General features: G+C 57.8%; 28 protein-coding genes and 1 pseudogene. 14 read left to right on the forward strand and 15 right to left on the reverse strand.

Annotated elements, in window-relative coordinates; translation table 11 throughout:
• Positions 1-16: 16 nt before the first annotated feature.
• Both gmk and AP059_RS20720 read right to left on the reverse strand, forming a co-directional pair.
• Positions 17-637 carry a guanylate kinase gene (gene gmk / locus AP059_RS20715; RefSeq protein WP_048363864.1) on the reverse strand — a complete coding sequence of 207 codons (621 nt, stop codon included), beginning with the start codon at positions 635-637 and terminating at the stop codon, positions 17-19.
• A gap of 13 nt (positions 638-650) precedes the next feature.
• Complete coding sequence (locus AP059_RS20720) at positions 651-1514, reverse strand: YicC/YloC family endoribonuclease (protein WP_048363863.1); 864 nt, start codon at positions 1512-1514, stop codon at positions 651-653.
• Positions 1515-1760: 246 nt separating this feature from the next.
• Here AP059_RS20720 and rph point away from each other — a divergent pair, with 246 nt between their 5' ends.
• Together rph and AP059_RS20730 are read left to right on the forward strand one after the other, a co-directional pair.
• Complete coding sequence (gene rph / locus AP059_RS20725; RefSeq protein WP_048363862.1) at positions 1761-2483, forward strand: ribonuclease PH; 723 nt, start codon at positions 1761-1763, stop codon at positions 2481-2483.
• Positions 2484-2518: 35 nt separating this feature from the next.
• Positions 2519-2893 carry a DUF4870 domain-containing protein gene (locus tag AP059_RS20730; RefSeq protein ID WP_059765889.1) on the forward strand — a complete coding sequence of 125 codons (375 nt, stop codon included), beginning with the start codon at positions 2519-2521 and terminating at the stop codon, positions 2891-2893.
• 74 nt (positions 2894-2967) lie between these two features.
• Here AP059_RS20730 and AP059_RS20735 read toward each other — a convergent pair whose 3' ends face one another.
• Positions 2968-3747 carry an exodeoxyribonuclease III gene (locus tag AP059_RS20735; protein ID WP_059765891.1) on the reverse strand — a complete coding sequence of 260 codons (780 nt, stop codon included), beginning with the start codon at positions 3745-3747 and terminating at the stop codon, positions 2968-2970.
• Between the two features lie 82 nt (positions 3748-3829).
• Here AP059_RS20735 and pyrE point away from each other — a divergent pair, with 82 nt between their 5' ends.
• Positions 3830-4471, forward strand: a complete 642-nt coding sequence (pyrE, locus tag AP059_RS20740; RefSeq protein ID WP_059765893.1) for an orotate phosphoribosyltransferase — start codon at positions 3830-3832, stop codon at positions 4469-4471.
• Positions 4472-4518: 47 nt separating this feature from the next.
• Here pyrE and argB read toward each other — a convergent pair whose 3' ends face one another.
• The 4 genes and pseudogenes from argB to coaBC form a co-directional block, all read right to left on the reverse strand.
• Positions 4519-5424: an acetylglutamate kinase gene (gene argB / locus AP059_RS20745; protein ID WP_048363859.1), complete on the reverse strand. Its 906-nt coding sequence runs from the start codon at positions 5422-5424 to the stop codon at positions 4519-4521.
• A 25-nt stretch (positions 5425-5449) separates the two neighbouring features.
• Positions 5450-6835: pseudogene (locus AP059_RS20750) on the reverse strand (phosphomannomutase/phosphoglucomutase); the annotation flags it as partial.
• Between the two features lie 316 nt (positions 6836-7151).
• Positions 7152-7607, reverse strand: coding sequence for a dUTP diphosphatase (gene dut / locus AP059_RS20755; protein WP_048363857.1), 456 nt, complete (start codon positions 7605-7607; stop codon positions 7152-7154).
• Positions 7608-7612: 5 nt separating this feature from the next.
• Positions 7613-8821 carry a bifunctional phosphopantothenoylcysteine decarboxylase/phosphopantothenate--cysteine ligase CoaBC gene (gene coaBC / locus AP059_RS20760; RefSeq protein WP_059765898.1) on the reverse strand — a complete coding sequence of 403 codons (1209 nt, stop codon included), beginning with the start codon at positions 8819-8821 and terminating at the stop codon, positions 7613-7615.
• A gap of 123 nt (positions 8822-8944) precedes the next feature.
• Between coaBC and radC the strand changes: the two genes are divergently transcribed.
• Positions 8945-9619: a RadC family protein gene (gene radC, locus AP059_RS20765; protein WP_059765900.1), complete on the forward strand. Its 675-nt coding sequence runs from the start codon at positions 8945-8947 to the stop codon at positions 9617-9619.
• Positions 9620-9622: 3 nt separating this feature from the next.
• Here radC and AP059_RS20770 read toward each other — a convergent pair whose 3' ends face one another.
• Positions 9623-11209, reverse strand: a complete 1587-nt coding sequence (locus AP059_RS20770; RefSeq protein WP_059765902.1) for an ABC transporter substrate-binding protein — start codon at positions 11207-11209, stop codon at positions 9623-9625.
• A 514-nt stretch (positions 11210-11723) separates the two neighbouring features.
• On the opposite strand from AP059_RS20770, the gene rpmB reads away from it, so the two are divergent.
• Positions 11724-11957, forward strand: a complete 234-nt coding sequence (gene rpmB, locus AP059_RS20775; RefSeq protein ID WP_019410280.1) for a 50S ribosomal protein L28 — start codon at positions 11724-11726, stop codon at positions 11955-11957.
• An 11-nt stretch (positions 11958-11968) separates the two neighbouring features.
• Complete coding sequence (gene rpmG / locus AP059_RS20780) at positions 11969-12124, forward strand: 50S ribosomal protein L33 (RefSeq protein ID WP_003437824.1); 156 nt, start codon at positions 11969-11971, stop codon at positions 12122-12124.
• A 101-nt stretch (positions 12125-12225) separates the two neighbouring features.
• Here rpmG and AP059_RS20785 read toward each other — a convergent pair whose 3' ends face one another.
• The 3 genes from AP059_RS20785 to AP059_RS20795 all read right to left on the reverse strand — a co-directional run bounded on the left by AP059_RS20785 (position 12226) and on the right by AP059_RS20795 (position 13721).
• On the reverse strand, positions 12226-12798 hold the full coding sequence (locus AP059_RS20785; RefSeq protein WP_131811538.1) for a hypothetical protein: 573 nt from the start codon (positions 12796-12798) through the stop codon (positions 12226-12228).
• Between the two features lie 52 nt (positions 12799-12850).
• A complete protein-coding gene (locus AP059_RS20790; RefSeq protein WP_059765907.1) occupies positions 12851-13144 on the reverse strand; it encodes an I78 family peptidase inhibitor in 294 nt (97 codons plus the stop codon).
• Between the two features lie 214 nt (positions 13145-13358).
• Positions 13359-13721: a cupin domain-containing protein gene (locus tag AP059_RS20795; protein ID WP_059765910.1), complete on the reverse strand. Its 363-nt coding sequence runs from the start codon at positions 13719-13721 to the stop codon at positions 13359-13361.
• 237 nt (positions 13722-13958) lie between these two features.
• Between AP059_RS20795 and AP059_RS20800 the strand changes: the two genes are divergently transcribed.
• Both AP059_RS20800 and AP059_RS20805 read left to right on the forward strand, forming a co-directional pair.
• Positions 13959-15452, forward strand: a complete 1494-nt coding sequence (locus AP059_RS20800) for an aldehyde dehydrogenase (RefSeq protein WP_059765913.1) — start codon at positions 13959-13961, stop codon at positions 15450-15452.
• Between the two features lie 173 nt (positions 15453-15625).
• Positions 15626-16771, forward strand: coding sequence for an MFS transporter (locus AP059_RS20805; protein WP_059765916.1), 1146 nt, complete (start codon positions 15626-15628; stop codon positions 16769-16771).
• Positions 16772-16779: 8 nt separating this feature from the next.
• Here the strand turns inward: AP059_RS20805 and AP059_RS20810 are convergent, their stop codons facing one another.
• Positions 16780-18306, reverse strand: a complete 1527-nt coding sequence (locus AP059_RS20810; RefSeq protein ID WP_059765918.1) for a phospholipase D family protein — start codon at positions 18304-18306, stop codon at positions 16780-16782.
• A 58-nt stretch (positions 18307-18364) separates the two neighbouring features.
• Positions 18365-19786, reverse strand: a complete 1422-nt coding sequence (locus AP059_RS20815; protein ID WP_059765920.1) for an aminotransferase-like domain-containing protein — start codon at positions 19784-19786, stop codon at positions 18365-18367.
• A 179-nt stretch (positions 19787-19965) separates the two neighbouring features.
• On the opposite strand from AP059_RS20815, the gene AP059_RS20820 reads away from it, so the two are divergent.
• Positions 19966-20199, forward strand: coding sequence for a DUF1127 domain-containing protein (locus tag AP059_RS20820; RefSeq protein WP_059765922.1), 234 nt, complete (start codon positions 19966-19968; stop codon positions 20197-20199).
• 45 nt (positions 20200-20244) lie between these two features.
• On the opposite strand, the gene AP059_RS20825 is transcribed toward AP059_RS20820, so the two are convergent.
• Positions 20245-21546, reverse strand: a complete 1302-nt coding sequence (locus tag AP059_RS20825) for an NAD(P)/FAD-dependent oxidoreductase (RefSeq protein ID WP_059765924.1) — start codon at positions 21544-21546, stop codon at positions 20245-20247.
• 147 nt (positions 21547-21693) lie between these two features.
• Between AP059_RS20825 and AP059_RS20830 the strand changes: the two genes are divergently transcribed.
• Positions 21694-22047 carry a YkgJ family cysteine cluster protein gene (locus tag AP059_RS20830; protein WP_048363845.1) on the forward strand — a complete coding sequence of 118 codons (354 nt, stop codon included), beginning with the start codon at positions 21694-21696 and terminating at the stop codon, positions 22045-22047.
• Between the two features lie 43 nt (positions 22048-22090).
• Here the strand turns inward: AP059_RS20830 and AP059_RS20835 are convergent, their stop codons facing one another.
• A complete protein-coding gene (locus tag AP059_RS20835) occupies positions 22091-22579 on the reverse strand; it encodes an Lrp/AsnC ligand binding domain-containing protein (RefSeq protein WP_019828215.1) in 489 nt (162 codons plus the stop codon).
• 156 nt (positions 22580-22735) lie between these two features.
• Here AP059_RS20835 and dadA point away from each other — a divergent pair, with 156 nt between their 5' ends.
• The 4 genes from dadA (at position 22736) to AP059_RS20855 (ending at position 26210) form a co-directional block, all read left to right on the forward strand.
• Positions 22736-24037, forward strand: a complete 1302-nt coding sequence (gene dadA, locus AP059_RS20840) for a D-amino acid dehydrogenase (RefSeq protein ID WP_048363844.1) — start codon at positions 22736-22738, stop codon at positions 24035-24037.
• Positions 24009-24362 (forward strand): RidA family protein, encoded by a 354-nt coding sequence (locus AP059_RS20845; protein WP_048363843.1) that lies wholly within the window; start codon positions 24009-24011, stop codon positions 24360-24362. The genes dadA and AP059_RS20845 overlap by 29 nt, the downstream gene beginning before the upstream one ends.
• Positions 24363-24460: 98 nt before the next feature.
• Positions 24461-25534 (forward strand): alanine racemase, encoded by a 1074-nt coding sequence (alr, locus tag AP059_RS20850; protein WP_059765926.1) that lies wholly within the window; start codon positions 24461-24463, stop codon positions 25532-25534.
• Positions 25535-25661: 127 nt separating this feature from the next.
• Positions 25662-26210, forward strand: a complete 549-nt coding sequence (locus AP059_RS20855) for a cupin domain-containing protein (protein WP_048363841.1) — start codon at positions 25662-25664, stop codon at positions 26208-26210.
• Positions 26211-26239: the final 29 nt, after the last annotated feature.

Consider the following 26239-nt stretch of genomic DNA (forward strand, 5'->3'; position numbering starts at 1 on the left):
TTTTGGGAAGAGGCTTTTAGCCAAGCAATTCGGCCAGTAACTTGCCATAACGCTGCTGCTGACGATTGTGCTGCAAGCGATTGGCGCGAAAAATCGCCTTCAAATCCTCAAGCGCAACCGCAAAATCATCATTGATGATCAGGTAGTCATACTCGACGTAGTGGCTCATTTCACTCACGGCTTCGCGCATACGGCCGTCAATGATTTCGTCGCTGTCCTGCCCGCGGTTATCCAGACGCTCACGCAATGCTTGCTGGCTAGGCGGCAGGATAAAGATCGAACGCGCCTGAGGCATCAACTTGCGAACCTGTTCAGCACCTTGCCAGTCGATTTCCAGAATCAGGTCATGGCCTTCATCCAGGGTCTGCAGCAAGTGGCTTTGCGAGGTGCCATAGAGGTTGCCGAACACCTCGGCGCGCTCCAGAAAATCACCGTGTTCGATCATTTTCACGAACTCTTCGCGCTCGACGAAGTGATAGTTCACGCCGTTCACTTCACCGGGGCGCATGGCCCGGGTGGTGTGCGAAACCGAGACGCGAATTTGCTTGTCAAGATCGGTAAGCGCATTGACCAGGCTGGTCTTGCCTGCGCCCGAAGGGGCAGAAACGATGTAAAGGGTGCCAGTGCTGTGGGTCATGTCAGGGGGAGCCTTACTCAATATTCTGTACTTGTTCGCGCATCTGCTCGATCAACACTTTGAGGTTGACCGCCGCTTGAGTGCTGCGTGGATCGAAAGCTTTGGAGCCCAAGGTGTTAGCTTCGCGGTTGAGCTCTTGCATCAGGAAATCGAGGCGACGCCCAGCGGCCCCACCGGACTTGAGCACACGTCGCACCTCAAGGATATGGGTGCTCAGCCGGTCGAGCTCTTCGGCCACATCGCTTTTCTGCGCCAGCATCACCATCTCTTGTTCAAGACGCTGCGGGTCTAGCTCAGCCTTCATGTCGTTGAAGCGGTCGAGCACCTTTTGACGCTGAGTCGCAAGCATTTGCGGCACCAGCTCACGCAAAGTATCGACATCACTTTCGATGGAGGTCAGACGCTCACTGATCAAGCGGGCCAGCTCTGCACCTTCGCGCTCACGGCCGTCTTTCAACTCTTGCAGACCTTGCTTGAACAAGGCCAGCGCCTGCGTATTGAGGGCTTGCGGGTCGCTCGCATCCGCCACCAGGACGCCAGGCCAGGCCAGCACTTCCAGCGGGTTGAGTGCCGCCGGCTGCTTGATCAGGCTGGCAATCGATTCGGCGGCTGCCACCAGTTGCGCAGCGCGCTCGCGATCGACTTGCAGGGGCTTTCCGGTGGTTTCTTCGGTAAAGCGCAACGTGCATTCCAGCTTGCCCCGCGAAATACCCTGGCGCAGCGCTTCACGCACCGCGCCCTCAAGGTCGCGAAATGACTCGGGCAAACGCAGGTGCGGCTCCAGGTAGCGGCTGTTGACCGAACGCAGCTCCCAGCTAAGGGTGCCTTGAGTGCCAGCGCTTTCAACGCGGGCAAAGGCGGTCATGCTATGCACCATGGAGGTACCTCGCGATCTGATGAGTTAAGCCAAACGGCTACTAAGGCGGCGGATTGTAGCGCAGTGCAGCGAACGTCCCAAACGACGTCTGTCGTAATCACGCGCAATGGTAGGCCCCCGTGGCAGCGGCGACAGGCTTCGTTATCAGCTTGCTCCTACAAAACACAACGCAGTTTTAGGTGTGCCCCTGTCGGCCTATGGCCTTTATAATGCTCGACAGTTTTCCGTCCCGTACAGGTATCCCACATGAAACGTCCAAGTGGTCGCGTTGCCGATCAGCTACGCCCGATCCGCATCACCCGCAACTACACCAAACACGCAGAGGGTTCTGTACTGGTCGAGTTCGGTGACACCAAAGTCATCTGCACCGTCAGCGTCGAGAACGGCGTGCCACGTTTCCTTAAAGGCCAGGGCCAAGGCTGGCTGACCGCCGAATACGGCATGCTGCCGCGCGCCACAGGTGACCGTAACCAGCGTGAAGCCAGCCGTGGCAAGCAAGGCGGCCGCACCCTTGAAATCCAGCGCCTGATCGGCCGCTCCCTGCGCGCCGCACTGGACATGTCCAAACTGGGTGACATCACCCTTTATGTCGACTGCGATGTGATTCAGGCCGATGGCGGCACTCGCACTGCATCGATTACGGGCGCAATGGTTGCCTTGGTCGACGCCCTGAAAGTGATCAAAAAACGTGGTGGCCTCAAAAACGGCGATCCGATCAAGCAGATGATCGCAGCCGTGTCGGTGGGCATGTATCAGGGCGTACCTGTGCTTGACCTCGACTACCCTGAAGATTCAGCAGCCGAAACCGACCTCAATGTGGTGATGACCAGCACCGGTGGTTTCATTGAAGTTCAAGGCACCGCCGAAGGCGCGCCGTTCCAGCCGGACGAACTGAACGCCATGCTGGCACTGGCTCAAAAAGGCATGACCGACATTTTTGCACTGCAACAAACTGCGCTGGCTGACTGATTGCCTGCGCTTTCGCTGACCACCTGGAGAACACCATGAGTGAGCTGGACCTTTCAAAACCCGAGCCAGGCCCGAGCCGCGAAGCTCGGCAATGGGCCATGTTCTGCCACTTCTCGGCGTTCCTGGGAATGTGGTTTCCGTTTGGCAGCCTGATCGGCCCGCTGATCCTGTGGCAAATGAAGCGCGAAAGCGACCCGTTCATTGACGACCAAGGCAAGGAAGCCATGAACTTCCAGATCACCGTGGCGATAGCTTCGGCTATTTGCTACGTACTGATGTTCGTCCTGATCGGTTTTGCCCTGATCGGACTGTTATTTATCGGTGCGGTGGTGCTGGTGGTGATTGCCGGCGTCAAGGCCAATGACGGGGTGAGTTATCGTTACCCCTTCACCTGGCGCCCGATCAAGTAAGCAGCCTGTCGCTTGCAGCAAAAAAAATGCCCGTATCCTTGGATACGGGCATTTTTTTAAGGCGAACAAGACACTTAGATCGTCAGTGTCCAGTCGTAGTCCACGATCAATGGCGCATGCTGCGAGAAGCGTGGCTGGCGCGACATACGCGCACTGCGCACAAAACGGCGCAAGCCGGGTGTGAGCAACTGGTAGTCAAAACGCCAGCCAAGGTTGAGCATTTCAGCCTGTTCGTTATCCGGCCACCAGCTGTACTGGTCACCTTCACGGCTGACTTCACGCAGGGCATCGACATAGCCCATGTTGCCGACAATCTCATCCATCCAGGCCCGCTCAGGCGCCAGGAAACCAGGAGACTGCTGGCTGTCACGCCAGTTTTTAATATCGAGCTTCTGCTGCGCCACATACAGCGAACCGCAGTAGATATACTCGCGACGCTTGCGACGCTGCTTGTCCAGGTAGCGTGCGAAGTCGTCCATCAACTTGAATTTTTGATTCAAGTCTTCATCGCCGTTCTGCCCCGAAGGGAGCAGCAAGGTCGCGATGCTGACCTTATCGAAATCGGCTTGCAGGTAGCGCCCGTAGCGATCGGCGGTTTCGAAGCCGAGCCCAGTAATGACCGCTTTCGGTTGCAACCGCGAATACAAAGCCATACCGCCTTGGGCAGGGACTTCAGCTTCGCAGGCATAAAGAAAGTAGCCATCCAGCTGGTAGGCCGGATCGTCCAATTCAAAGGCGGAGGCGCGGGTGTCCTGCAGGCAAATAACGTCGGCATTCTGAGCTTGCAGCCAACTGAGCAAACCGCGCTCGACTGCCGTCTGAATGCCATTAACGTTCACACTGATGATCCGCATAAATGGCCCCAAAAATCACGTGCGTGTATGATACACGCCGTCTTACTATTTAGCTAAATCCGCGGTATCAGGGGCTTTTTTCATGCAAGCGTATCAGCGCGATTTCATCCGTTTTGCCATCGATCGCGGCGTTTTGCGCTTCGGCGAGTTCACCTTGAAGTCCGGGCGCACCAGTCCTTACTTCTTCAATGCCGGCCTGTTCAACACCGGCTCTGCGCTGGCTCAACTGGGGCGCTTTTATGCTGCCGCCATCGTAGACAGCGGCATTCCTTTCGACGTGCTATTTGGCCCGGCTTACAAAGGTATTCCTTTGGCCGCAACCACCGCTGTAGCCCTGGCCGAACATCACGACCGTGACGTGCCGTGGTGCTTCAACCGCAAAGAAGCCAAAGCCCACGGCGAAGGTGGCAGCCTCGTAGGCTCCCCGCTCGAAGGCGACATTTTGATCATCGACGACGTGATTACTGCGGGCACCGCTATCCGCGAAGTCATGCACATCATTGCTTCGCAAAACGCCAAAGCAGCGGGCGTGCTGATCGCACTTAACCGCCAGGAACGTGGCAATGGCGAGCTTTCAGCCATTCAGGAAGTCGAGCGCGACTTCGCCATTCCGGTTGTCAGCATCGTTTCGTTGACCCAGGTTCTGCAATTTCTGGCCGACGACGACCAGCTCAAGCAACACCTTCCTGCCGTTGAAGCGTATCGGGCGCAGTACGGGATCTAACCCGCCGCCCACAAAAAAGGCCCCGTACGGGGCCTTTTTACTAAGGTTTAAACCGGCTTGCTGTTGGTAATCAGCGTGCCCACACCAGTGTCCGTGAAAATCTCCAGCAACACCGCATTCGGCACGCGACCATCCACGATGTGCGCCGTGGTGACGCCGCCTTGCACCGCTTCCAGCGCGCAGCGAATCTTGGGCAGCATGCCGCCATAGATAGTGCCATCGGCAATCAGCTCATCCACTTGGGTGGTGGTCAGCCCTGTCAACACGTTGCCCTGCTTATCCATCAAACCTGCAATGTTGGTCAGCAACATCAGCTTCTCGGCCTTGAGCGCTTCAGCCACTTTACCGGCAACCAAATCCGCATTGATGTTGTAAGACTCACCATTGGCCCCCACGCCAATCGGCGCAATGACGGGGATGAAATCACCGTTGGTCAGCATGTGCAGCAGGTCGGTGTTAATGCCCACCACTTCACCCACGTGACCAATGTCGATAATTTCCGGCGAAGTCATTTCCGGCGTCTGACGCGTTACCGTGAGCTTTTTCGCACGGATCAGCTCGGCATCTTTACCCGTCAGGCCAATCGCACTACCGCCGTGACGGTTGATCAGGTTCACGATGTCTTTGTTGACCTGACCGCCCAGCACCATTTCCACCACGTCCATGGTTTGCGCGTCAGTCACGCGCATGCCATCAATGAAATGACTCTCGATGGACAAACGCTTGAGCAAATCACCGATTTGCGGCCCGCCACCGTGTACGACGACCGGGTTGATGCCCACCGCCTTCATCAGCACGATGTCACGGGCAAACCCGGTTTTCAGGTCGTCGTTCTCCATTGCGTTGCCGCCGTACTTGATCACCAGCGTCTTGCCGACGTAACGGCGAATGTAGGGCAGCGCTTCGGACAATACCTTGGCGACGTTGGAGGCGGCATCACGTTCGAGGGTCATTCAGGGCTCCGGTAGAACAAGTCGATCAAAACGGTAGAGGGAGATCAGGTGCCACACGCTTGAGTTGAGCGTGGAAAACATCCTTGATGCGTTGCAGCTCGGCCTCGGTATCGGCCTCAAATCGCAGCACCAGCACCGGCGTGGTATTGGATGCGCGAACCAGGCCCCAGCCGTGTGGGTAGTCGACCCGCACACCATCAATGGTGGTCAGCTCGGCGGCTTCACCCCATTGGGCGTCGTGCAGGGCGCTAATAATGCTGAATTTGCTCTCATCCGTCACATCGATATTGATCTCAGGGGTCGAAATATCGTTGGGGAATGCGGCAAACAGCTCTTCGGCGCGCTCTTCACGCTTGCTGAGGATCTCCAGCAGGCGTGCCGCGCTGTAAATACCGTCATCAAAACCGAACCAGCGCTCTTTGAAAAAGATGTGCCCGCTCATTTCACCGGCCAGCAACGCGCCGGTTTCTTTCATTTTCTTTTTGATTAACGAATGACCGGTCTTCCACATCAGTGGGTGGCCGCCATATTCCTTGATCAGCGGGATCAAGCGACGCGTGCATTTCACGTCGAAGATGATTTCAGCCGCCGGGTTGCGCACCAAAACGTCCTGCGCAAACAGCATGAGCAAGCGGTCCGGGAACACCATAGTGCCCGTGTTGGTCACAACGCCGACACGGTCGCCATCGCCGTCAAATGCCAGGCCCAAGTCGGCGTTCACTTCCTTGACCTTGGCGATCAAGTCCACCAGGTTTTCCGGCTTGCCAGGGTCCGGGTGATGGTTGGGGAAGTTGCCATCCACCTCGCAAAACAACGGGATCACTTCGCAGTTCAGCGCTTCGATCAGTTGTGGCGCGATCACACCCGCAGCACCGTTGCCACAATCGACCACCACCTTCAACCGCTTGGCCAACTGGATATCGCCCGTAATGTGCTTGGCATACGGCTCAAGAATCTCGACCTGGGCAATGCTGCCTTGGCCCCACGTCAGATCATGGGTTTTAAGACGTGTGTGCAGGGCCTGAATTTGCTCATTGGCCAGCGTATCGCCTGCAATCACGATCTTGAAACCGTTGTAATCCGAAGGGTTATGGCTGCCCGTGAGCATCACCCCGGACTTGCCGGCCAACACATTGGCGGCGTAATACAGCGCCGGCGTCGGCACCAGCCCCACGTCACTGACATGGCAACCACTGTCGGCCACGCCTTGAATCAATTGCGCCACCAGCTCAGGCCCGGAAAGCCGCCCGTCACGGCCCACCGACACATTCTGCTCACCCTTGGCCAGGCTCTCAGCGCCGATGGCACGCCCGATCCAGTAGGCGGTTTCTGCGGTCAGCGTCTTCGGCACTACGCCTCTGATGTCGTATGCGCGAAAAATGCTGTCAGGAAATGCAGGTGCGACCGCAGATGGGCTAGTCATTACAAGAGGTACTCCACTTTCAGGGAATTTGGGGCATGCGCTGAAGTGCTCAGCCATACAAAAGTCGACCGCGCCACACGGCGTAAAAACGCCCCTGCGACACACGGGGTCGAACACAAACTGAAGGTTTGGACGGTGTTTTGACGCGAGAGTTCGAGAGGCCAATTGGCATCACGGGCCGCATGGCAGAGGGCCGCCATGGGTGCAAGCAATGAAAACGGAGACAACAAGGGCGCGAGCTTCATCCTGAATTACCACGCGATCAGTTCAGGTCGGGCAGGGCGCCCGACCTGATGCAGCATAGTCAGAGGCTGCCGGAATGGCCAAAACCACCTGCGCCGCGCTGACTTTCGTCAAATTCCTCAACCAATTCAAAGTGCGCTTGCACCACCGGCACGAGCACCAGCTGAGCAATACGCTCGCCCACTGCGATATTGAAAGCCGTCTGGCCACGGTTCCAGCACGACACCATCAACTCACCCTGATAGTCCGAGTCGATCAGGCCCACCAGGTTGCCCAGCACGATGCCGTGCTTATGGCCCAGGCCCGAGCGCGGCAAAATCAGCGCCGCCAGGCCAGGGTCGCCGATGTAGACAGACAGACCGGTGGGGATCAACAGGGTTTGGCCCGGCTCCAGAACGGTGTCTTGTTCAAGCATGGCGCGCAGGTCCAGACCGGCCGAGCCGGGCGTGGCGTATTGCGGCAGCGGGAATTCGTTTCCAATGCGTGGATCAAGGATTTTGGCTTGCAAAGCGTGCATACGAGTTAAACCTGGTTCAGACGTTCGGCGATAAAAGTAACCAACTGACGGGCAATTTTGCCCTTGCTGGTCTGAGCAAATACGGTGGCGTGTAGCTGGCGATCAATCACGCTGCACGCATTTTCCTCGCTGTTGAAACCGATGCTGGGGTTAGCCACATCGTTGGCCACAATCAGGTCGAGGTTTTTGTCTTTCAGCTTGCGTGCCGCGTAATCAAGCAAGTGCTCGGTTTCGGCAGCGAAGCCGACACTAAAAGGGCGATCAGGACGTGAAGCAATGGTGGCCAGAATGTCTGGATTGCGCACCATTTGCAGCAACAGGCCGTCACCACTCGTAGGGTCTTTCTTGAGTTTTTGCGGGGCTACTACTTCCGGGCGGTAATCCGCGACGGCTGCGGACGCGATAAACACGTCGCACGGGATCGCGGCCTCACACGCTGCCAGCATGTCGCGCGCACTGACGACATCAATGCGGGTGACGCGGTCCGGCGTAGGCAAATGTACCGGGCCAGTAATCAACGTGACGCGTGCACCCGCTTCTACGGCAGCTTCGGCCAGAGCAAAGCCCATTTTCCCCGAGCTGTGGTTGGTGATGTAACGCACCGGGTCGATGTTTTCCTGCGTCGGCCCCGCCGTAATCAGCACATGCTTGCCGGTCAGAATCTGATGCTGGAAGCACTCCGCCGCACAACTGACCAGATCGCCAGCTTCAAGCATGCGACCAAAACCCACGTCGCCACACGCCTGGCTGCCTGAGGCTGGCCCGAAGACCTTCACCCCACGGTTCTGGAGCAAGTGCGTGTTGGCTTGGGTCGCCTGATCACGCCACATGGCCTGGTTCATCGCCGGCGCGATGGCCACGGTAGCGTCTGTGGCGAGCACCACGGTGGTCAGCAGGTCATTGGCAATGCCTTGAGCCAGGCGGGCGATCAAGTCGGCCGTTGCAGGCGCGATCAGCACCAGATCAGCCCATTTGGCCAGTTCGATATGCCCCATCGCGGCTTCAGCCGCAGGGTCGAGCAGGTCCAGATGAACCGGGTGCCCGGACAACGCTTGCATGGTCAAAGGGGTGATGAACTCACTGCCGCCTTTGGTCATTACTACCCGCACTTCAGCGCCTTGATCCAGTAAGCGGCGAACCAGCTCTGCACTCTTGTAGGCAGCAATGCCGCCGCCGACGCCCAAAACGATGCGTTTTCGATACAGCCGCTGCATAGGCCTGCCTTTTAGTTCGATGAGGACTGCGCGGAAAATGGCCAAATGCCACGCAAAAATGATGGGCTAAGATAACACAGCGCCTGCTATGGAACAGCGGCGCTCACAGAACATGGAGCGGTTATGAGCATTAAAGACTGGCCCGCAGCGGAGCGTCCGCGGGAGAAACTTTTAGCGCTGGGATCATCCAGTCTTTCAGACGCAGAACTGCTGGCAATCTTCCTGCGCACCGGTGTTTCGGGCAAAAGTGCCGTGGATTTAGCCCGCCATTTGCTGGCTGAGTTCGGCAGCCTGCGCGCATTGCTTGAAGCCGACCTGGGGTCGTTCAGTCGCCAACTTGGACTGGGCCCCGCCAAGTTCAGCCAGTTGCAGGCAGTGCTGGAAATGGGTCGCCGACACCTGGCAGAACGGCTGCGTCGCGACTCAGCACTTGAGAGCCCGCAAGCGGTGCGCGACTACCTGAAAGCACTGCTGCGCCACGAACCTCACGAAGTCTTTGGCTGCCTGTTCATGGACTCAAAACATCGCATGCTGGCCTTTGAGGTGCTGTTTCGAGGCTCTATCGACAGCGCCAGCGTGTACCCCCGCCAAGTGGTCAAGCGCGCCCTGATGCACAACGCCGCGGCGGTGATTTTTTGTCACAACCACCCCTCGGGTATCACAGACCCCAGCGAGGCCGACCGCACCTTGACCCAGCGCCTCACAGAGGCGCTGGATCTGATCGAAGTGCGGGTGCTCGACCATTTCATCGTCGGTGACGGCGAGCCGCTCTCAATGGTCGAGCACGGCTGGATGTGAGGCTTAAGGCTTAACGCTCACGGTCGAAAAGTCCTGGCGACCAAACGGACTCACCTGATAACCCTGTACGTCTTTACGGGTAAGTGCGTAAGCCGTTGGATGCGCCAGCGGCAACCACACCGCTTGTTGCTGAATCAGCGCCTGAGCTTTCTGATACAGCGCACTGCGCTTGTCCTGGTCGCTCAGGGTTTTGCCCTCGCTGATCAGGCTGTCCAGCGTCTTGTCGCAATAGCGCGCAAAATTGGTCCCGGACTTCACCGCTGCACACGAGAACTGCGGCGTCAGAAAGTTATCCGGGTCACCGTTGTCACCCGCCCAGCCCATAAACAGCAAATCGTGTTCGCCCGCTTTGGCCCGGCGAATCAATTCACCCCATTCGATCACACGAATATCTGCCTTGATCCCGACCTTGGCCAAGTCCGCCTGCAACAACTGTGCGCCCAGGCTCGGGTTAGGGTTCAACACACTGCCCGTGGGCCGGGTCCAAATGGTGGTACTGAAGCCGTCCTTAAGACCTGCTTTAGCCAGTAAATCGCGGGCCTTTTGCGGATCATGGGCATAGCCCGGCAACTGTTTGGCATACCCCCACGTGGTCGCCGGGTAAATACCGTTGGCCGCTTGCGCGCTGTTTTCAAAGACTGCCTTGAGGTAAGTATCGCGATCAAACGCCAGGTTAATGGCCTGACGCACCTCAGGTTTGTCCAACGGCGGGTGCTGGCTGTTTATGGCCACAAAAGCGGTCATAAACGCGGGGGTTTGAGCGACTTTCAAGGCCGGGTCTTTCGTCGCCGCGTCCACATCCAGTGGCTTGGGCGACAGTGCAATCTGGCACTCATTACGCCGCAGCTTTTGCAGCCTCACGTTGGCATCCGGGGTAATCGCGTAAATCAGCCCGTCCACCGCAGGCTTGCCCGCAAAGTAGTCCGGGTTGGCCTTGTAACGCACCACGGCATCTTTTTGGAAACGCGTGAACACAAACGGCCCCGTACCAATCGGCTGACTGTTCATCAACTCGGGCGTGCCGGCCTTGAGCAACTTGTCGGCGTACTCCGCTGAATAGATCGAGGCAAAGCCCATGCTCAGCGCAGGCAGAAACGTGGAGTCCGGGTGCGCAAGCGTAAAGCGAACAGTTTGCGCGTCCGGGGTTTCGATTTTTTTGATCAGTTGGGGCAACTGCAAGGACTGCGCATGCGGGAAGCCACTTTGCGCAATTTTGTGCCATGCATTGGCCGGGTCGAGCATGCGCTCAAAGCTGAAACGCACATCCTCGGCGCTCAACTCACGCGTCGGGGTGAAATACGCGGTGGTGTGAAATTTAACCCCAGGGCGCAACTTGAAGGTGTACTCAAGGCCGTCAGGGGACACTGACCAGCTTTGCGCCAGGCTGGGGACTAACTTCCCGGCCTGGGCGTCAAAGTCCACCAAACGGTTCATCAGCACGTCTGCCGACGCATTGGTGGTGCTGAGCGAGTTGTACTGCACCACATCAAACCCTTCAGGGCTTGCCTCGGTGCACACGCTCAACGTGGCAGCGTGCGCCAACGGCGCCAAACAAAAAGTGAGCAATAACGGGGCGGCAGCGAGGCGCATAGTCGGTTTCCTTTGCAAGTCGTTGGCCCATCTGCGTATGCAGTCTGGAAAAGGGCCTACCCTAGTGTTCTGGTGACCAAATGACTACTTTTAAGCGTAGCCCGTTCCCTTTAATCACTTCGAAAACACCCTTCAGGGCCGCGCAACCCTCCTTTTCTGCTCGTTCAAGGATGGCCCTGACATCCGCCGGCGAGGCCTCTGAGCCAATTGCACGGGTATCCGCCCCCTGAAACCTTTCATCTTGCGACGAGCGGCAACACCCAGTCTGGCATAGGCATCAGGGCGGATTGCCGCTAGAATGCCGCCTTTATTAATCGATGCAAATCACACTGCATGTTGTTGCTCTTTAGTCTTTCTGGTATAAAGCAGCGCTCTTTTCTAGGGGCCCGGTTCCTTCGTTTGTAGGCGTAACCGGTAAGACCCTTAAAGAAACGCGGCGCCTGGCGCCAAATGACTGAGAGATTAAGCGGCCAACCCATGCCGGGTTGGGCATGTGGTTTTAGAGGGCTGAGGCATGTCGAGAGTCTGTCAAGTTACCGGTAAGGGTCCGGTGACTGGGAATAACATTTCCCACGCAAATAACAAAACCCGTCGTCGTTTCCTGCCGAACCTGCAGCATCACCGCTTCTGGGTTGAAGAAGAGAAACGTTTCGTGCGTCTGCGCGTATCTGCCAAAGGCATGCGTATCATCGACAAGCGTGGCATTACTGTCGTGCTGGCCGAAATCCGCCGTGCTGGCAAGATCTAAAGGAGCTAATCATGCGTGAATTGATCCGTTTGGTGTCGAGCGCTGGTACAGGCCATTTCTACACCACTGATAAGAACAAGCGCACCACTCCGGACAAAATCGAAATCAAAAAATTCGATCCGCGGGTTCGCAAGCACGTGATCTACAAAGAAGCCAAAATCAAGTAATTGGTTTTTCTTCTTTACGAAAAAGGCCCGTATCTCACGATACGGGCCTTTTTTGTATCTATCTGCCAAGGCTTTGAATCTCGGCAACAGGTGCCGATGATTCAGGGGAACGGATACCCCTGCCCAACCTGAACCACTTTTATCATCAAGATGCCATCCTCGCCCGAGCTGCTTTCACTCAGATACGGGAAGCCTTGTTGGTACAACCGCTTCACCGCGTGCCCCCTGGGGCTGCGCAGGGTCATGCCATTGAGCCAATACCCCACGGCTAAATGGGCCGGATCAAACCCTTCGAGTTGCCATAACTGCGCCTCAGAAGGTTGGCGACGATCATCTTCGGGGATATACCAGCCTAAAAAGCCATTACGACTGGGCTCCAGCCGGGCGGCGAAGAACGGCTCATCTCGCGTCAGTGAAATGCAGCGTATATCAAAAAAATACTGGCCCGCCCTGACGTAACAGCCGAGCCAGAAATCCATTTTTATGACTTCTCTGACACGCACTACACCGTTGAACTGGGTGTAGTTGTCTATGCCTGCGAAGAGCCAGCCATCGTTGGTTTTAAAGATCGTTGAGTCATCCAGACTCGCACCGATCCGATGCTTGAACATTCGGGTGTCGCGCCAGTAAAGCTCTGCCCTGAAGCTGTAACCCTGCGTGTACTCCATATCCATATGGAACTTCCCGTTCAGCATTCGACTTACCGATCAATGCGCAGCGTTATCCTTAGCCGCACAGGTATCGCACCAAAATGTTGTTTTTATCTACGATCACGCGCAGGCGGTTCGGATTCACCTCCTGGGTGAATATGTCGCCCGGCTTCTCGACCCGTACCAGCGTTGCGCCAGACTCCTTGCGCAGCATTTCCAGCAGCGCTGGAGTGACCTCAGGGGCAACTACAAAGTTAAGGGTGAACGCTTTGCACTGGCCTGCCTGGGCAGCCATTGCAGGCATGGAGCAAGCGCCCAGAACAAGACTGGTCGCTAAAATCAAACGCGTAACTGCATTGATATTGAACATAAGACTTCCTTGTTTAAACACTTCAGATAAAGGGATTGACGCTTGGGCCGATCATTCCATTCGGACCCGGCGCACTCCAAAGACTGGCCTAGTTAAACGCTGACGGTGCGGCCAACGTATGTCTAAGTTTGTGCATGGCTACGGAAATGACACCTACAAAAAAGCCCCGCGAACGTTCGATACCGGGGCTTTGAATAGTTCTAAATCAGCGGGCTCAGGCTTTCTGTTCAAACACCACGTAAATTTTCCGACATGGCTCCAGCACTTCCCACGTCCCTTTGAATCCAGCCGGGATGACAAAGCGATCACCCGCTCTCAGGGTCTTGGCGTTACCTTCCTTGTCACGCAGAACAGAAACGCCCTGCAAGATTTCGCAATATTCATGCTCGGTGTAATTGACTGTCCACTGCCCCACAGCTCCTTCCCACACCCCGGCATTCATTTGCCCACAAGGGCTGTCGTAATGGTTGTGGATAACTTGTTCGGGATCGCCTTTGAGCACCTTTTCAGGTGCCGGACGAAAACGTTCGGCCTCTGTGTTGGCCGTGCTGAAATCGACGATGTTTTCGATGCTCATGGTGTTAGTCCCCCCGAAATTGCGGCATGTGTGATCAGAAAGACCAAAGTCTATGTTTATTAAAACGAACAAGCCATGCCGTTTACGGCACCTGTGTCAAATATATTGAAAGTCCCACAGCCACTGGTTTAGGGTGGCGCATGTCTTGTGCCGATCACATTGGTGGATCGGACAGCATTCCTGACGTGCCACGTGAAAGCCGTGGTGCTTTTTTATTAATAAGAGGAGGACACTCGAATGACCACCCTGACGCGTGCTGACTGGGAACAACGGGCCCAACAGCTGAAAATCGAAGGTCGCGCTTACATCAACGGTGAATACACCGCCGCGGTCTCCAATGAAACATTCGAGTGCCTCAGCCCGGTCGATGGCCGTTTGCTGGGCAAGGTTGCCAGCTGCGATAGCGCAGATGCGCAACGCGCCGTCGAAAACGCGCGCAAAACATTCGATTCCGGCGTTTGGTCGCGCCTGGCACCCGCCAAACGCAAGGCCACCATGATCCGCTTTGCAGGTCTGCTCAAGCAAAACGCTGAAGAGCTGGCGCTGCTTGAAACCCTGGACATGGGCAAACCGATTTCTGACTCACTGGGCATCGACGTCCCGGGCGCCGCCAATGCGCTGAGCTGGAGCGGCGAAGCCATCGACAAGATTTACGACGAAGTGGCCGCGACTCCGCACAATCAACTGGGCTTGGTGACTCGCGAACCCGTGGGTGTTGTTGCGGCTATCGTGCCGTGGAACTTCCCTCTGATGATGGCCTGCTGGAAGCTTGGTCCGGCGCTGTCCACCGGTAACTCGGTGATCCTCAAACCGTCCGAAAAATCGCCTTTGACTGCAATCCGCATCGCCGCACTGGCCGTCGAAGCCGGTATTCCGGCTGGCGTGCTCAACGTCCTTCCGGGCTATGGCCACACGGTCGGTAAAGCACTGGCGCTGCACATGGACGTCGACACACTGGTGTTCACCGGCTCGACCAAAATTGCCAAGCAGTTGATGGTGTACTCCGGCGAATCCAACATGAAACGCGTGTGGCTCGAAGCGGGCGGTAAAAGCCCGAACATCGTGTTCGCCGATGCCCCGGACCTGCAAGCCGCCGCCGAGTCAGCCGCCAGCGCTATCGCCTTCAACCAGGGCGAGGTCTGCACCGCCGGTTCGCGCCTGCTGGTCGAGCGTTCGATCAAGGACACTTTCCTGGCACTGGTGATCGAAGCCCTGAAAGGCTGGAAACCGGGCAACCCGCTGGACCCCGCCACTAACGTGGGTGCGCTGGTCGACACGCAGCAAATGAACACCGTGCTGTCGTACATCAAGTCGGGCCACTCCGAGGGCGCCAAGCTGGTGGCGGGCGGTAACCAAATCCTGAAAGAAACAGGCGGCACTTACGTCGAACCGACCATTTTCGACGGCGTGAGCAACGCGATGAAAATCGCCCAGGAAGAAATCTTTGGCCCCGTGCTGTCGGTGATTACCTTCGACACGGCTGAGGAAGCTGTACAAATCGCCAACGACACGCCATACGGCCTGGCGGCAGCGGTCTGGACTGCCGACATCTCCAAGGCTCACCTGACCGCCAAAGCCCTGCGCGCTGGCAGCGTGTGGGTTAACCAATACGATGGCGGCGACATGACGGCACCGTTTGGCGGTTTCAAGCAATCGGGCAATGGTCGTGACAAATCGCTGCACGCGTTCGACAAATACACCGAGCTGAAATCCACCTGGATCAAGCTCTAACACGCAAGCCCCGTAGCCGTTGCCCGCTTTGAGCAACGGCTACGGCCGGTAAAACGCCTGTGGGAGCGAGCTGGCTGGCGATGAACGTACCGAAAGGTATGTAAATCGTTAGCCAGCTCGCTCCCACAGCTGTTTTGCACCTTTGAGTTCACGTTATCCACAGGAGCACACCCATGCGTTGGGCGACTTATTTCGCCGTACTCGCCTCAGTCCTGAGCGTCGGGTTGGCGCTGGGCGTCAGCATGCCGCTGGTGTCGTTGCGGCTTGAAAGCTGGGGCTACGGCGGCTTTGCCATCGGTGTGATGGCCGCCATGCCCGCCATTGGCGTATTGGTCGGTGCCAGCATCGCCAGCAAACTGGCAGCGCGCTTTGGCACGCCGGGCCTGATGCGTCTTTGCCTGTGGTGTGGCGCGCTGTCCATCGGTTTGTTGGGGTTGCTGCCCAGCTATCCGGTCTGGCTGGTGCTCAGATTGCTGATCGGCGTAGTGCTTACGGTGATTTTTATTCTCGGCGAAAGCTGGATCAATCAACTGGTGGTCGAGCAATGGCGAGGCCGCTTGGTGGCGTTGTATGGCTGCGCGTACGCCCTGAGCCAGCTGTCCGGGCCGCTACTTTTGGGTCTGGTGGGTTCGCAAAACGACTACGGCTTCTGGATCGGCGTGGGTTTGCTCACGCTTGCGCCCTTGCTGCTGATGGGGCGTGATGGCGCACCGACAACCGAGTCATGCAGCGTCACCTTCAAGGATCTGCTGGTTTTCTGCCGCGGCTTACCCGCTATCGCCTGGGCCATCGCGCTGTTCGCCGCGTTTGAAGCGATGATTCTGACCCTGCTACCCATCTACTGTCTGCGCCAGGGGTTTACTGCCGATATCGCACTGGCGATGGTCAGCACCGTGGTTGTGGGCGATGCCTTGCTGCAACTGCCCATTGGCGCACTCGCCGACAAACTCTCACGCCGTACACTGTTCACCGGCTGCGCAGTGCTGTTGATGCTATCGAGCCTTGCGGTGCCGTTGCTGCTCAATACCTTGCTGATATGGCCGCTGTGGGTGATTTTCGGCGCCAGTGCGGGAGGTTTGTTCACGCTGTCGCTGATCCTGATCGGCGAACGCTACCGCGACGACGCGCTGGTTCGCGCCAACGCGCACGTGGCCCAGTTGTGGGGCATTGGCTGTCTGATCGGACCGCTGGCGGCAGGGGCGGGCAGCCAATGGATCAGTGGGCATGCGCTGCCGTTGTTCATGGCCGTTGGCGCAATGGGCTTGGTGATATTGGTGCTGCGCCAAGGCGCGTTTGGCGCTGAACAATCACCCGCCTGAACCCGTCGCTAGAGCATTTTTTCCAAACCCACGCGCGTGCTGAACCACGCATTGAGCCGGCGCCACCAACTGCCCGGCTCATGGCTCAAGGTGTGCAATTGCCCGTTGTCTTCGGTCTGCCACACAATCGTGCCTTCACGCAGCACCGGTTGATAACTCAATGCCGGGGACATGCCTTGCAGCGCAAGCTCTCGGGCCTGCGCAGCCAGTGCGGGACTGTCCACCAGCACCCCGACTTCGGTGTTCCACAAGCCCGAGCGCGGGTCGAAATTGAATGACCCGATAAAGGATTTTTGCTGATCAAAAATCATCGCCTTGCTGTGCAGGCTCGAATCCGAACTCAGGCTGGTCTTGAACAAGTGCGGTCCACTGCCGCCGGTGCTGCCCGGTTGGCGACGCAGCTCAAACAGCTTGACCCCATGCTCAAGCAACGCCTTACGGTACGGCGCATAGCCACCGTGCACCACGGGCACGTCCGTGGCCTCCAGCGAGTTGGTCAATAAACGCACATCAACCCCGGCGTCGGCTCTGCCGGTCAGGTAAACCAACCCGGTTTCACCCGGCACAAAGTAGGCCGACACCAAAATCAACTCTTTGCTCACACCGGCAAGGTCGGGGGCCAGTTGAGTGGTCAGCAGCAAATGCGGATCTGGCTCATCCTTGGCCAGCACCTTGCTCGGTGCGTCCCACAACGCCTGATTCCAGGCCCAGATCAGCTCTTTGCGCCACACCTCCATTTGCGGACGGGTCTCATACGCGGCCAACTCCTGATACAAAGCGGGGTTGCGTCGCTGCGCTTTTTGCAAAGACGCCTCCAGCTCTTTGCGCGCCTTGGACAGCTCGCGCCTGGACAAGCGCGACGAGACAAAATCGCCAAGGGGCTGGCTCAATGCGCTGTTCCAATACTGGTCGAAACTGTGCCCCAATTGCTCAGCCACCGGGCCAACGCTCAATAAGTCGATATCTGTGAAGTTCAGGTCGGGCTGAGCATCGAAATACTCATCGCCCAAATTACGCCCACCGACAATTGCGACGCTGTTATCCGCCAACCAAAGCTTGTTATGCATGCGCCGGTGTTGACGCGACAAATTGAACAGCCGCCCCATTGCCCGCGTTACGCCAGTACCGCGACCTAACTGCAAAGGGTTGAACAGACGGATCTGCACATTGGGGTGCGCGGCCAAGGTGGCCAGTAATTCGTCCAGCCCGTCACTGGCGGTGTCATCGAGCAACAGCCGCACACGCACCCCGCGATCAGCCGCTTTGAGCAGCTCGTCCACCAGCATGCGCGTGCTCAAGCCGTCGTGGACGATGTAGTACTGCAAGTCGAGGCTGGTTTGCGCGTTGCGAATCAGCTCGGCCCGCGCGCGAAACGCCTCGCCGCTGTTGGGTAACAGACGAAACCCCGAGCGCCCCTGATACGGCGCTGCCTGCGCCTGGATCGAGCGACCAAAGGACGAATTCGCGGCCGGCGTGGCCTGGCTCGGTTCGCGAGGGACGTCCATGCTGGCGCAGCCTCCCAGCACAACACTCATGATTAATACACACAGTGATTTCAACGGGGAGCGCCTCGGGCCAAACGTTGCAAAGAAGTTAAAGGGCGCCAGCCAACAGCTTAGTGGCCGCCAGCCCGACCTTGCGCACGGCGTCCTCGATCTGGGACGCAGGCTTGGCTGCGTAGTTCATTCGCAAGCAATTACGGTACTTGCCCGACGCCGAAAAGATACTGCCCACCGCGATCTGCACGCCTTGCTCCAACAGCGCGCGATTGAGTCGCAAACTGTCAAAACCCTCTGGCAACTCAAGCCACAGCATAAAACTGCCTTGGGGCCGACTGGCCCGTGTGCCCGCTGGAAAGTAGCGACTTACCCAACCCAGCATCAAGTCGCGATTACGCTGATATTGGGTGCGCATTTTCCGCAAATGTGGCTCGAAATGCCCATTTTTCAAAAAGTCGGCAATGGCCAGTTGTGGCTGCGGCGCGGTGGAACCGGTGCAAATGTATTTCATGTGCAGCACCCGTTCCAAATAACGACCCGGTGCGACCCAGCCGATGCGCAAACCCGGCGCCAGGGTCTTGGAGAACGAGCTGCACAGCAACACGCGGCCATCGTCGTCGAACGACTTGATCGTGCGCGGGCGAGGGTAGGTGTAGGCCAGCTCGCCATACACATCGTCTTCAATGATGGCCACATCAAAGCGCTGCGCCAATGCGACCAAAGCCTGCTTACGCGCCTCGGGCATGATGTAGCCCAACGGATTGTTGCAACTGGGGGTGAGCTGGATTGCCTTGATCGGCCACTGCTCAAGCGCCAGTTCGAGCGCCTCAAGGCTGATGCCGGTGAGCGGGTCTGTAGGAATTTCCAGCGCCTTCATGCCTAACCCCTTGAGGGTTTGCATGGCGCCATGAAAACTCGGTGAATCGACCGCCACAATGTCGCCCGGCTCACACACGGCGCGGATGCTGCACGACAGCGCCTCGTGGCAGCCAGTGGTAATCACCAGCTCGTCAGGGCCTAACTGGCAACCCGAGTCGAGCAGCAACCGCGCCAGTTGCTCGCGCAGGGCAAGCACGCCGTGAATATTGTCGTAATACAGACCGGGCAGGTCCTGACGTCGACTGATTTGCGCCAGGCTGCGCAACAGCGGCTTGAGGGTGGGCGTGGTGACGTCCGGCATACCGCGCCCCAGCTGGATCACATCTTTGTGCGGCACCGACCGCACCAACTCCAGCACTTGTTCCCACTGCGAAATTTCCACCGGGCGTTGAGCTGGCTTGCCCATCCCCGGCAAGGCGGGAAGCTCACGCTCCATAGGCACAAAGTAGCCAGACTTGGGCCGCGGCGAAGCCAGTCCGTTGTCTTCCAGCAGCCGATACGCCTGCTGAACGGTGCTCAAACTCACCCCGTGCTCGGCACTTAAGGCACGCACGGAAGGCAGACGGTCACCGGGGCGATAAAAACCCTGCTCGATACGCGTACCAAGTAAGTCAGCGAGGTTGACGTAAAGGGTCATGGCAGCACTCTGGGCAAGGTAGCGAACAAAAACCATGACAGATGGGGCGCAAAACGGGGATTCAGCCCCCGAAAAGCATCATCTGTATGCACGTAAAAACAGTTTGCTGAATCTGTCATGGTTTTCACCACAAGGCCATCATTTTGCTCTGAGCCAACGAGTCAACAAGGAGCCTGGTCATGAATGGTTTAAGCGATGTACGCCTGACGCTGCACGCCCCGCAATTGCAGGATGAGCAGCACGTGTTTCAGGTGATTAAAGCCCCGGCGGGCCTGAGTGGCTGGGGCCTGATGTGGCACCGCTCTCGTACGCGTCGCGCACTGCTCGCACTGGACGAGCAACAATTGCGCGACGTGGGGTTGAGCCGGACGATGGCCCTGCGTGAAGGCTGCAAACCGTTCTGGCGCTCTTGAACACACGTCGTGTAGTCGCTGCCTACGGCCGCGACTACACCCTATTTAGCGCAGCTCTTTGAGCCGATGCCACAGCATGCCGAGCGCCAGCAGGGGCGAGCGCAGGTACTTGCCGCCAGGGAAGGTGATGTGCGGGACTTTGGCAAACAGGTCGAAGCCATCGCTGTGCTGGCCACTGATGGCCTCGGCCAATAGCTTGCCCGCCAAATGCGTGGCATTCACCCCATGCCCGGAATAAGCCTGAGCGAAGTACACGTTCGGCTGATCGGGCAAACGGCCAATCTGCGGTATGCGGTTGGCACCAATACCGATCATGCCGCCCCATTGATAGTCGATTTTCACGTCTTTTAGATGAGGGAATACTTCGAGCATTTTCGGCCGCATGTAAGCCGCAATGTCCTGTGGGTCACGTCCTGAATAATGGCAAGCACCACCAAACAACAAGCGCCGATCGGCCGAAAGGCGGTAGTAGTCCAAGGCCACGCGCTGATCGCACACCGCCATGTTTTGCGGCAACAGCGCGTGGGCCTGCGCTTCGCTCAACGGTTCGGTGGCGATGATGTAACTGCCAGCCGGCAGCACTTTGCCACTCAATTGAGGGTTGAGGTCTTTAAGGTAGGCGTTGCAGCCCAGCACCAAGCTGTTGGCGCGCACAGAACCTTGAGCGGTGTGCACGCGCACTTGCGGGCCGTAATCAATGCGCGTCACTGCGCTGTGTTCGAACAGCTTGACGCCCAGCTGTGCCGCTGCACCCGCTTCCCCCAACGCCAGGTTGAGCGGGTGAAGGTGCCCCGAGCCCATGTCGACAAACCCGCCCACATAACGATCAGACCCCACCACACTGCGCACTTCGTTGGCCTGCAACAATCGCGTCTCATGGCGATAACCCAAACTGCGCAATTCATCTGCTTCTTCGGCAAAGCCTTCGAGGTCGCGAGGCTTGTTGGCCAAATCGCAATATCCCCAGGTCAGGTCGCAGGCGATATCGAAGCGCTCAACACGCTGGCGCACGATTTCCACAGCTTGCAGCCCCATCAGCTTCATCTGACGCACACCGTCCTTGCCGATGATGCCTTCAAACTGCTCAAGGCCATGGCCCACGCCACGTATCAGTTGCCCGCCGTTACGCCCACTGGCACCCCAGCCGATCTTGTGCGCTTCAAGCAAGATCACGCTCATACCGCGCTCGGCCAGCTCCAACGCCGTGTTCAACCCGGTAAAGCCCCCGCCCACTACGCACACATCGGCCACATGTTCGCCTTGCAGCACCGGATGATCGGGCTGCGGCAAGCTGCTGGCGGCGTAATAAGAGGCGGTGTGCTGGCTGCGCTGAACAGGGGCGTTCATGTGCGTGATCCTGATTATTTGTGTTTGGAAAATTTGACGGAGCATAAGCCGTGCCATTCACATGGGGCAAGAACAGCTGGACGGCGCTGTCTAGGGCAGGGGTTTTCAGGCAGACTCTGCGGCCTTTTAAAAATCGGTACGCCCTGGATGAGCTGCAACAGTCATAAAATCCGCTTCCTGCGCCAGCAAATACCATCGTTTGAGTGCGTACCGGGTTGCCATGACTGCTGCGGACCGGTGACCACCTCATCTGAAGAAATGGCGCGCTTGCCGCGCAAGACAGCCGCCGAGCAGGAAGCGGCCATGGACGAGCTGAACTGTGTGCATTTGGGCCCCAACGGCTGCACGGTGTACGAAGAACGCCCGCTGATTTGCCGCCTGTTCGGCACCACACCGACCTTGCCTTGCCCCAACGGGCGGCGACCGGTGGAGCTGATCCACCCCAGCGCTGAAAAATTGGTGCATGAATACATCGCCAGTACGCGACAGGTTTTGGTCTGAAACACCAAAAGCCTCTCCCTCAGGGACAGGGCAAGGACCGCTGTTAATCTGCAATCGGCAAATTCAGGCTCTCTTTCACTTCTTCCATCACGATGTAGCTTTTGGACTCGCGCACATGGGGCAATTTCAACAAGATATCGCCCAATAGTTTGCGGTAGGACGCCATTTCGCTAATGCGCGCCTTCACCAGATAGTCAAAGTCCCCCGACACCAAATGGCATTCCAATACATGGGGAAGCTTCAACACGGCCCGTCTGAACTCATCAAATGTATCGCCAGATTTGTAGTCGAGGCTGATCTCGACGAACACCAGCAAACTGCCCTGCAAATGCTGCGGATTGAGCCGGGCGTTGTAGCCCATGATGATCCCTTCGCGTTCCAGCCTGCGCACCCGCTCGGTACAGGGCGTGGTAGACAGCCCGACCTTCTCTCCCAGCTCGGTAAACGAGATCCGGCCATCGGCCTGCAAGATGCGCAAAATGTTGCGATCAATCTTGTCCAGCTCACGCTTTGTTTGATGATTTGTACGCATAGGAGAATCTCCTTTGTCAAAAGCGTTTTGGCCGAGAATTGTCGCCAAATATAGCCGTTTATACAGTGAATTCCACTAGCCAATGGTTCCTATACTGCGCCCATCTTCGCTTTGAACAATAAACGTCTGCGGCTGGCCGCGATGAGGGATATAAATATGCGAGTTATGGTATTGGGTGGCGGCGTTATTGGTACTGCCAGCGCCTATTATCTGGCCCGAGCCGGTTTTGAAGTGGTCGTGGTCGACCGTCAGCCAGCCGTAGCAATGGAAACCAGTTTTGCCAACGCAGGCCAGGTCTCGCCAGGCTATGCCTCGCCGTGGGCCGCACCGGGCGTGCCGCTCAAGGCCATCAAATGGTTGCTGGAGCGCCACGCGCCTTTGGCGATCAAGGCCACTGCCAATATCGACCAATACCTGTGGATGGCGCAGATGCTGCGCAACTGCACCGCCAGCCGTTATGCCGTGAACAAAGAGCGCATGGTGCGCCTCTCTGAATACAGCCGTGACTGCCTCGACGAACTGCGCGCCGAAACCGGCATTGCCTACGAGGCCCGTAACCTGGGTACGACTCAACTGTTCCGCACCCAAGCGCAATTGGATGGCGCAGCCAAAGACATCGCCGTACTCAAAGAGTCTGGCGTGCCCTACGAACTGCTCGACCGCGCTGGCATTGCCCGCGTTGAGCCGGCGCTGGCCAATGTGACCGACATTCTGGCTGGCGCCCTGCGCCTGCCGAACGATCAAACCGGCGATTGCCAGATGTTCACCACTCGCCTGGCCGAAATGGCAAAAAACCTTGGCGTCGAATTCCGCTTCGGTCAGGACATTCAGCGCCTGGACTACGCAGGCGACCGTATCAACGGCGTAATGATCGACGGCAAGCTCGAAACCGCAGACCGCTATGTGCTGGCACTGGGCAGCTACTCTCCACAGCTGCTCAAGCCGCTGGGCATCAAGGCGCCGGTCTACCCGCTCAAAGGGTACTCGCTGACCATTCCGATCACTGACCCGAACATGGCGCCGACGTCGACGATTCTCGATGAGACCTACAAGGTCGCGATCACCCGCTTCGATAACCGCATCCGCGTCGGTGGCATGGCTGAAATAGCCGGTTTTGACCTGTCGCTTAACCCACGTCGGCGCGAAACCCTGGAGATGATCGTCAACGACCTTTATCCTTTGGGCGGCGATTTGAGCCAGGCCAGCTTCTGGACCGGCCTGCGCCCAACCACCCCCGATGGCACCCCGATTGTGGGCGCGACCCCGTTCAAGAACCTGTTCCTGAACACCGGTCACGGCACACTCGGTTGGACGATGGCGTGTGGTTCGGGCCGCTACCTCGCAGACGTCATGGCGAAGAAAACGCCGCAGATCAGCACCGAAGGCCTCGATATTTCCCGTTATGGCAACCCACAGGAGACTGCAAAACATGGCAATCCAGCGCCAGCTCACCAATGAACGCATGAGCCAAATCGTTGCCCATAACGGGACGGTTTACCTCTCAGGGCAAGTGGGTGACGACATGAATGCGGGCGTAGAGCAGCAAACCCGCGAAACCCTGAAAAATATTGAGCATTTGCTGGATATCGCGGGCACCGACAAAAACCACATCTTGTCAGTCACCATTTACCTCAAAGACATTGATGCCGACTTTGCGGGCATGAACAGTGAATGGGACAAATGGCTGCCAAAAGGCGTGCAGCCCGCTCGCGCCACGGTTGAGGCCAAGCTGTGCGAACCCGAGATTCTGGTCGAGCTGTCGGTGATTGCAGCGCTGCCGTAGGTTTTTTGCTCCTGTAACAGTCCCTCTTCCGGTGCAGCACGCAGTCAACGCTGCGGGTGAGCGCCGGTTTTTTATTCAACAGCCGTTAGAAGCCCGCCATGCGCCCAGCCCGTGCCCTGATCGACCTTCAAGCCCTGCGTCACAACTACCAACTGGCCCGCGAAGTGACGGGTGCCAAAGCCCTCGCCGTGATCAAGGCCGACGCTTATGGCCACGGTGCCGTGCGTTGCGCCCAAGCGCTTGAAGCGCAGGCCGACGGGTTCGCCGTCGCGTGCATTGAAGAAGCGCTGGAGTTGCGTGCGGCCGGTATTGGCGCCCCGATCCTGCTACTTGAGGGTTTTTTCACTGCCGATGAACTGCCGCTGATCGTTGAACACGATTTGTGGTGTGTGGTGCATTCGTTGTGGCAACTGGACGACATCGAGCAGGCCCGCCTCGCCAAACCGATCAACGTGTGGCTCAAACTCGACTCCGGCATGCACCGCGTGGGTCTGCATCCCTCGGACTACAAGGCCGCTTATCAGCGCCTGCAAGCCTGTGCCAACGTCGCAAAAATCGTCCTGATGAGCCACTTTTCGCGGGCCGATGAGCTGGGCTGCGGCCGCAGTGATGAACAACTGGCAGTGTTTCAGGCCGCCCGCGCCGAGTTGTCGGCTGAAGTCAGCTTGCGTAACTCCCCCGCCGTGCTGGGCTGGCCTCAGGTGCCGAGCGATTGGGTACGCCCTGGACTGATGCTTTACGGCAGCACGCCGTTTGAAGAGTCGCAGGTGCTTGCCGAGCGCTTGCAGCCGGTCATGACGCTGGAATCCAAAGTGATTTGCGTGCGCGAACTACCCGTCGGCGAACCCGTGGGCTACGGCGCCAAATTCGTCACCGACCGTCCTATGCGTATTGGCGTTGTGGCCATGGGTTATGCCGACGGTTATCCGCGTCAGGCACCTACGGGCACCCCAGTGTGGGTGGCCGGCCAACGTAGCCGGTTGCTGGGCCGCGTGTCGATGGACATGTTGTGCATCGACCTCACCGATGTGCCACACGCAGGGCTGGGTTCGACCGTTGAACTGTGGGGTAAAAACATCCTCGCCAGTGAAGTGGCGGCCCACGCTGAAACCATTCCTTACCAGATATTCTGCAACTTAAAACGCGTGCCACGCCTCTATTCCGGGAGCTGATGGGCTACGTGCACGGTGCGGGGCCAAACGGGCGCACAGGATTGAAGTCGAAGTGTTGTAAATACTGAACGCTATCGCCATGATGGCGCCAATTCGACCTGAATCTGAACCCTAGGAGGCTCCCGCATTGGACGTCGGTGAACGACTGCAATCCATCCGCAAACTGAAAGGGCTATCTCAGCGTGAACTTGCCAAACGGGCGGGCGTCACCAATAGCACCATTTCAATGATCGAAAAGAACAGCGTCAGCCCCTCGATCAGTTCGCTGAGAAAAGTGCTGAGTGGCATCCCCATGTCCATGGTCGAGTTCTTTTCCGAAGAAATACTGCAAGAAAAACCCACGCAGATTGTCTACAAAGCCAATGAGCTGATCGACATTTCGGACGGTGCCGTGACCATGAAGCTGGTCGGCCGCGCACACCCCAGTCGCGCCATTGCCTTCCTGAACGAAATCTACCCGCCGGGCGCCGACACTGGCGACGAGATGCTGACCCACGAAGGTGAAGAAACCGGCATTTTGGTGGAAGGTCGCCTTGAGTTGACCGTAGGTCTTGAGACCTTCGTGCTTGAAGCCGGTGACAGCTACTATTTCGAAAGCGCCAAGCCGCACCGTTTCCGTAATCCGTTCGACGTCGCTGCGCGACTAATCAGCGCAGCCACCCCGGCGAATTTCTAAGAACAGAGGGGCCCTGCACGCCTTGCAGA

Source organism: Pseudomonas sp. TAA207 (genome assembly GCF_001529285.1).
In the GTDB taxonomy this organism is placed as follows: domain Bacteria; phylum Pseudomonadota; class Gammaproteobacteria; order Pseudomonadales; family Pseudomonadaceae; genus Aquipseudomonas; species Aquipseudomonas weihenstephanensis.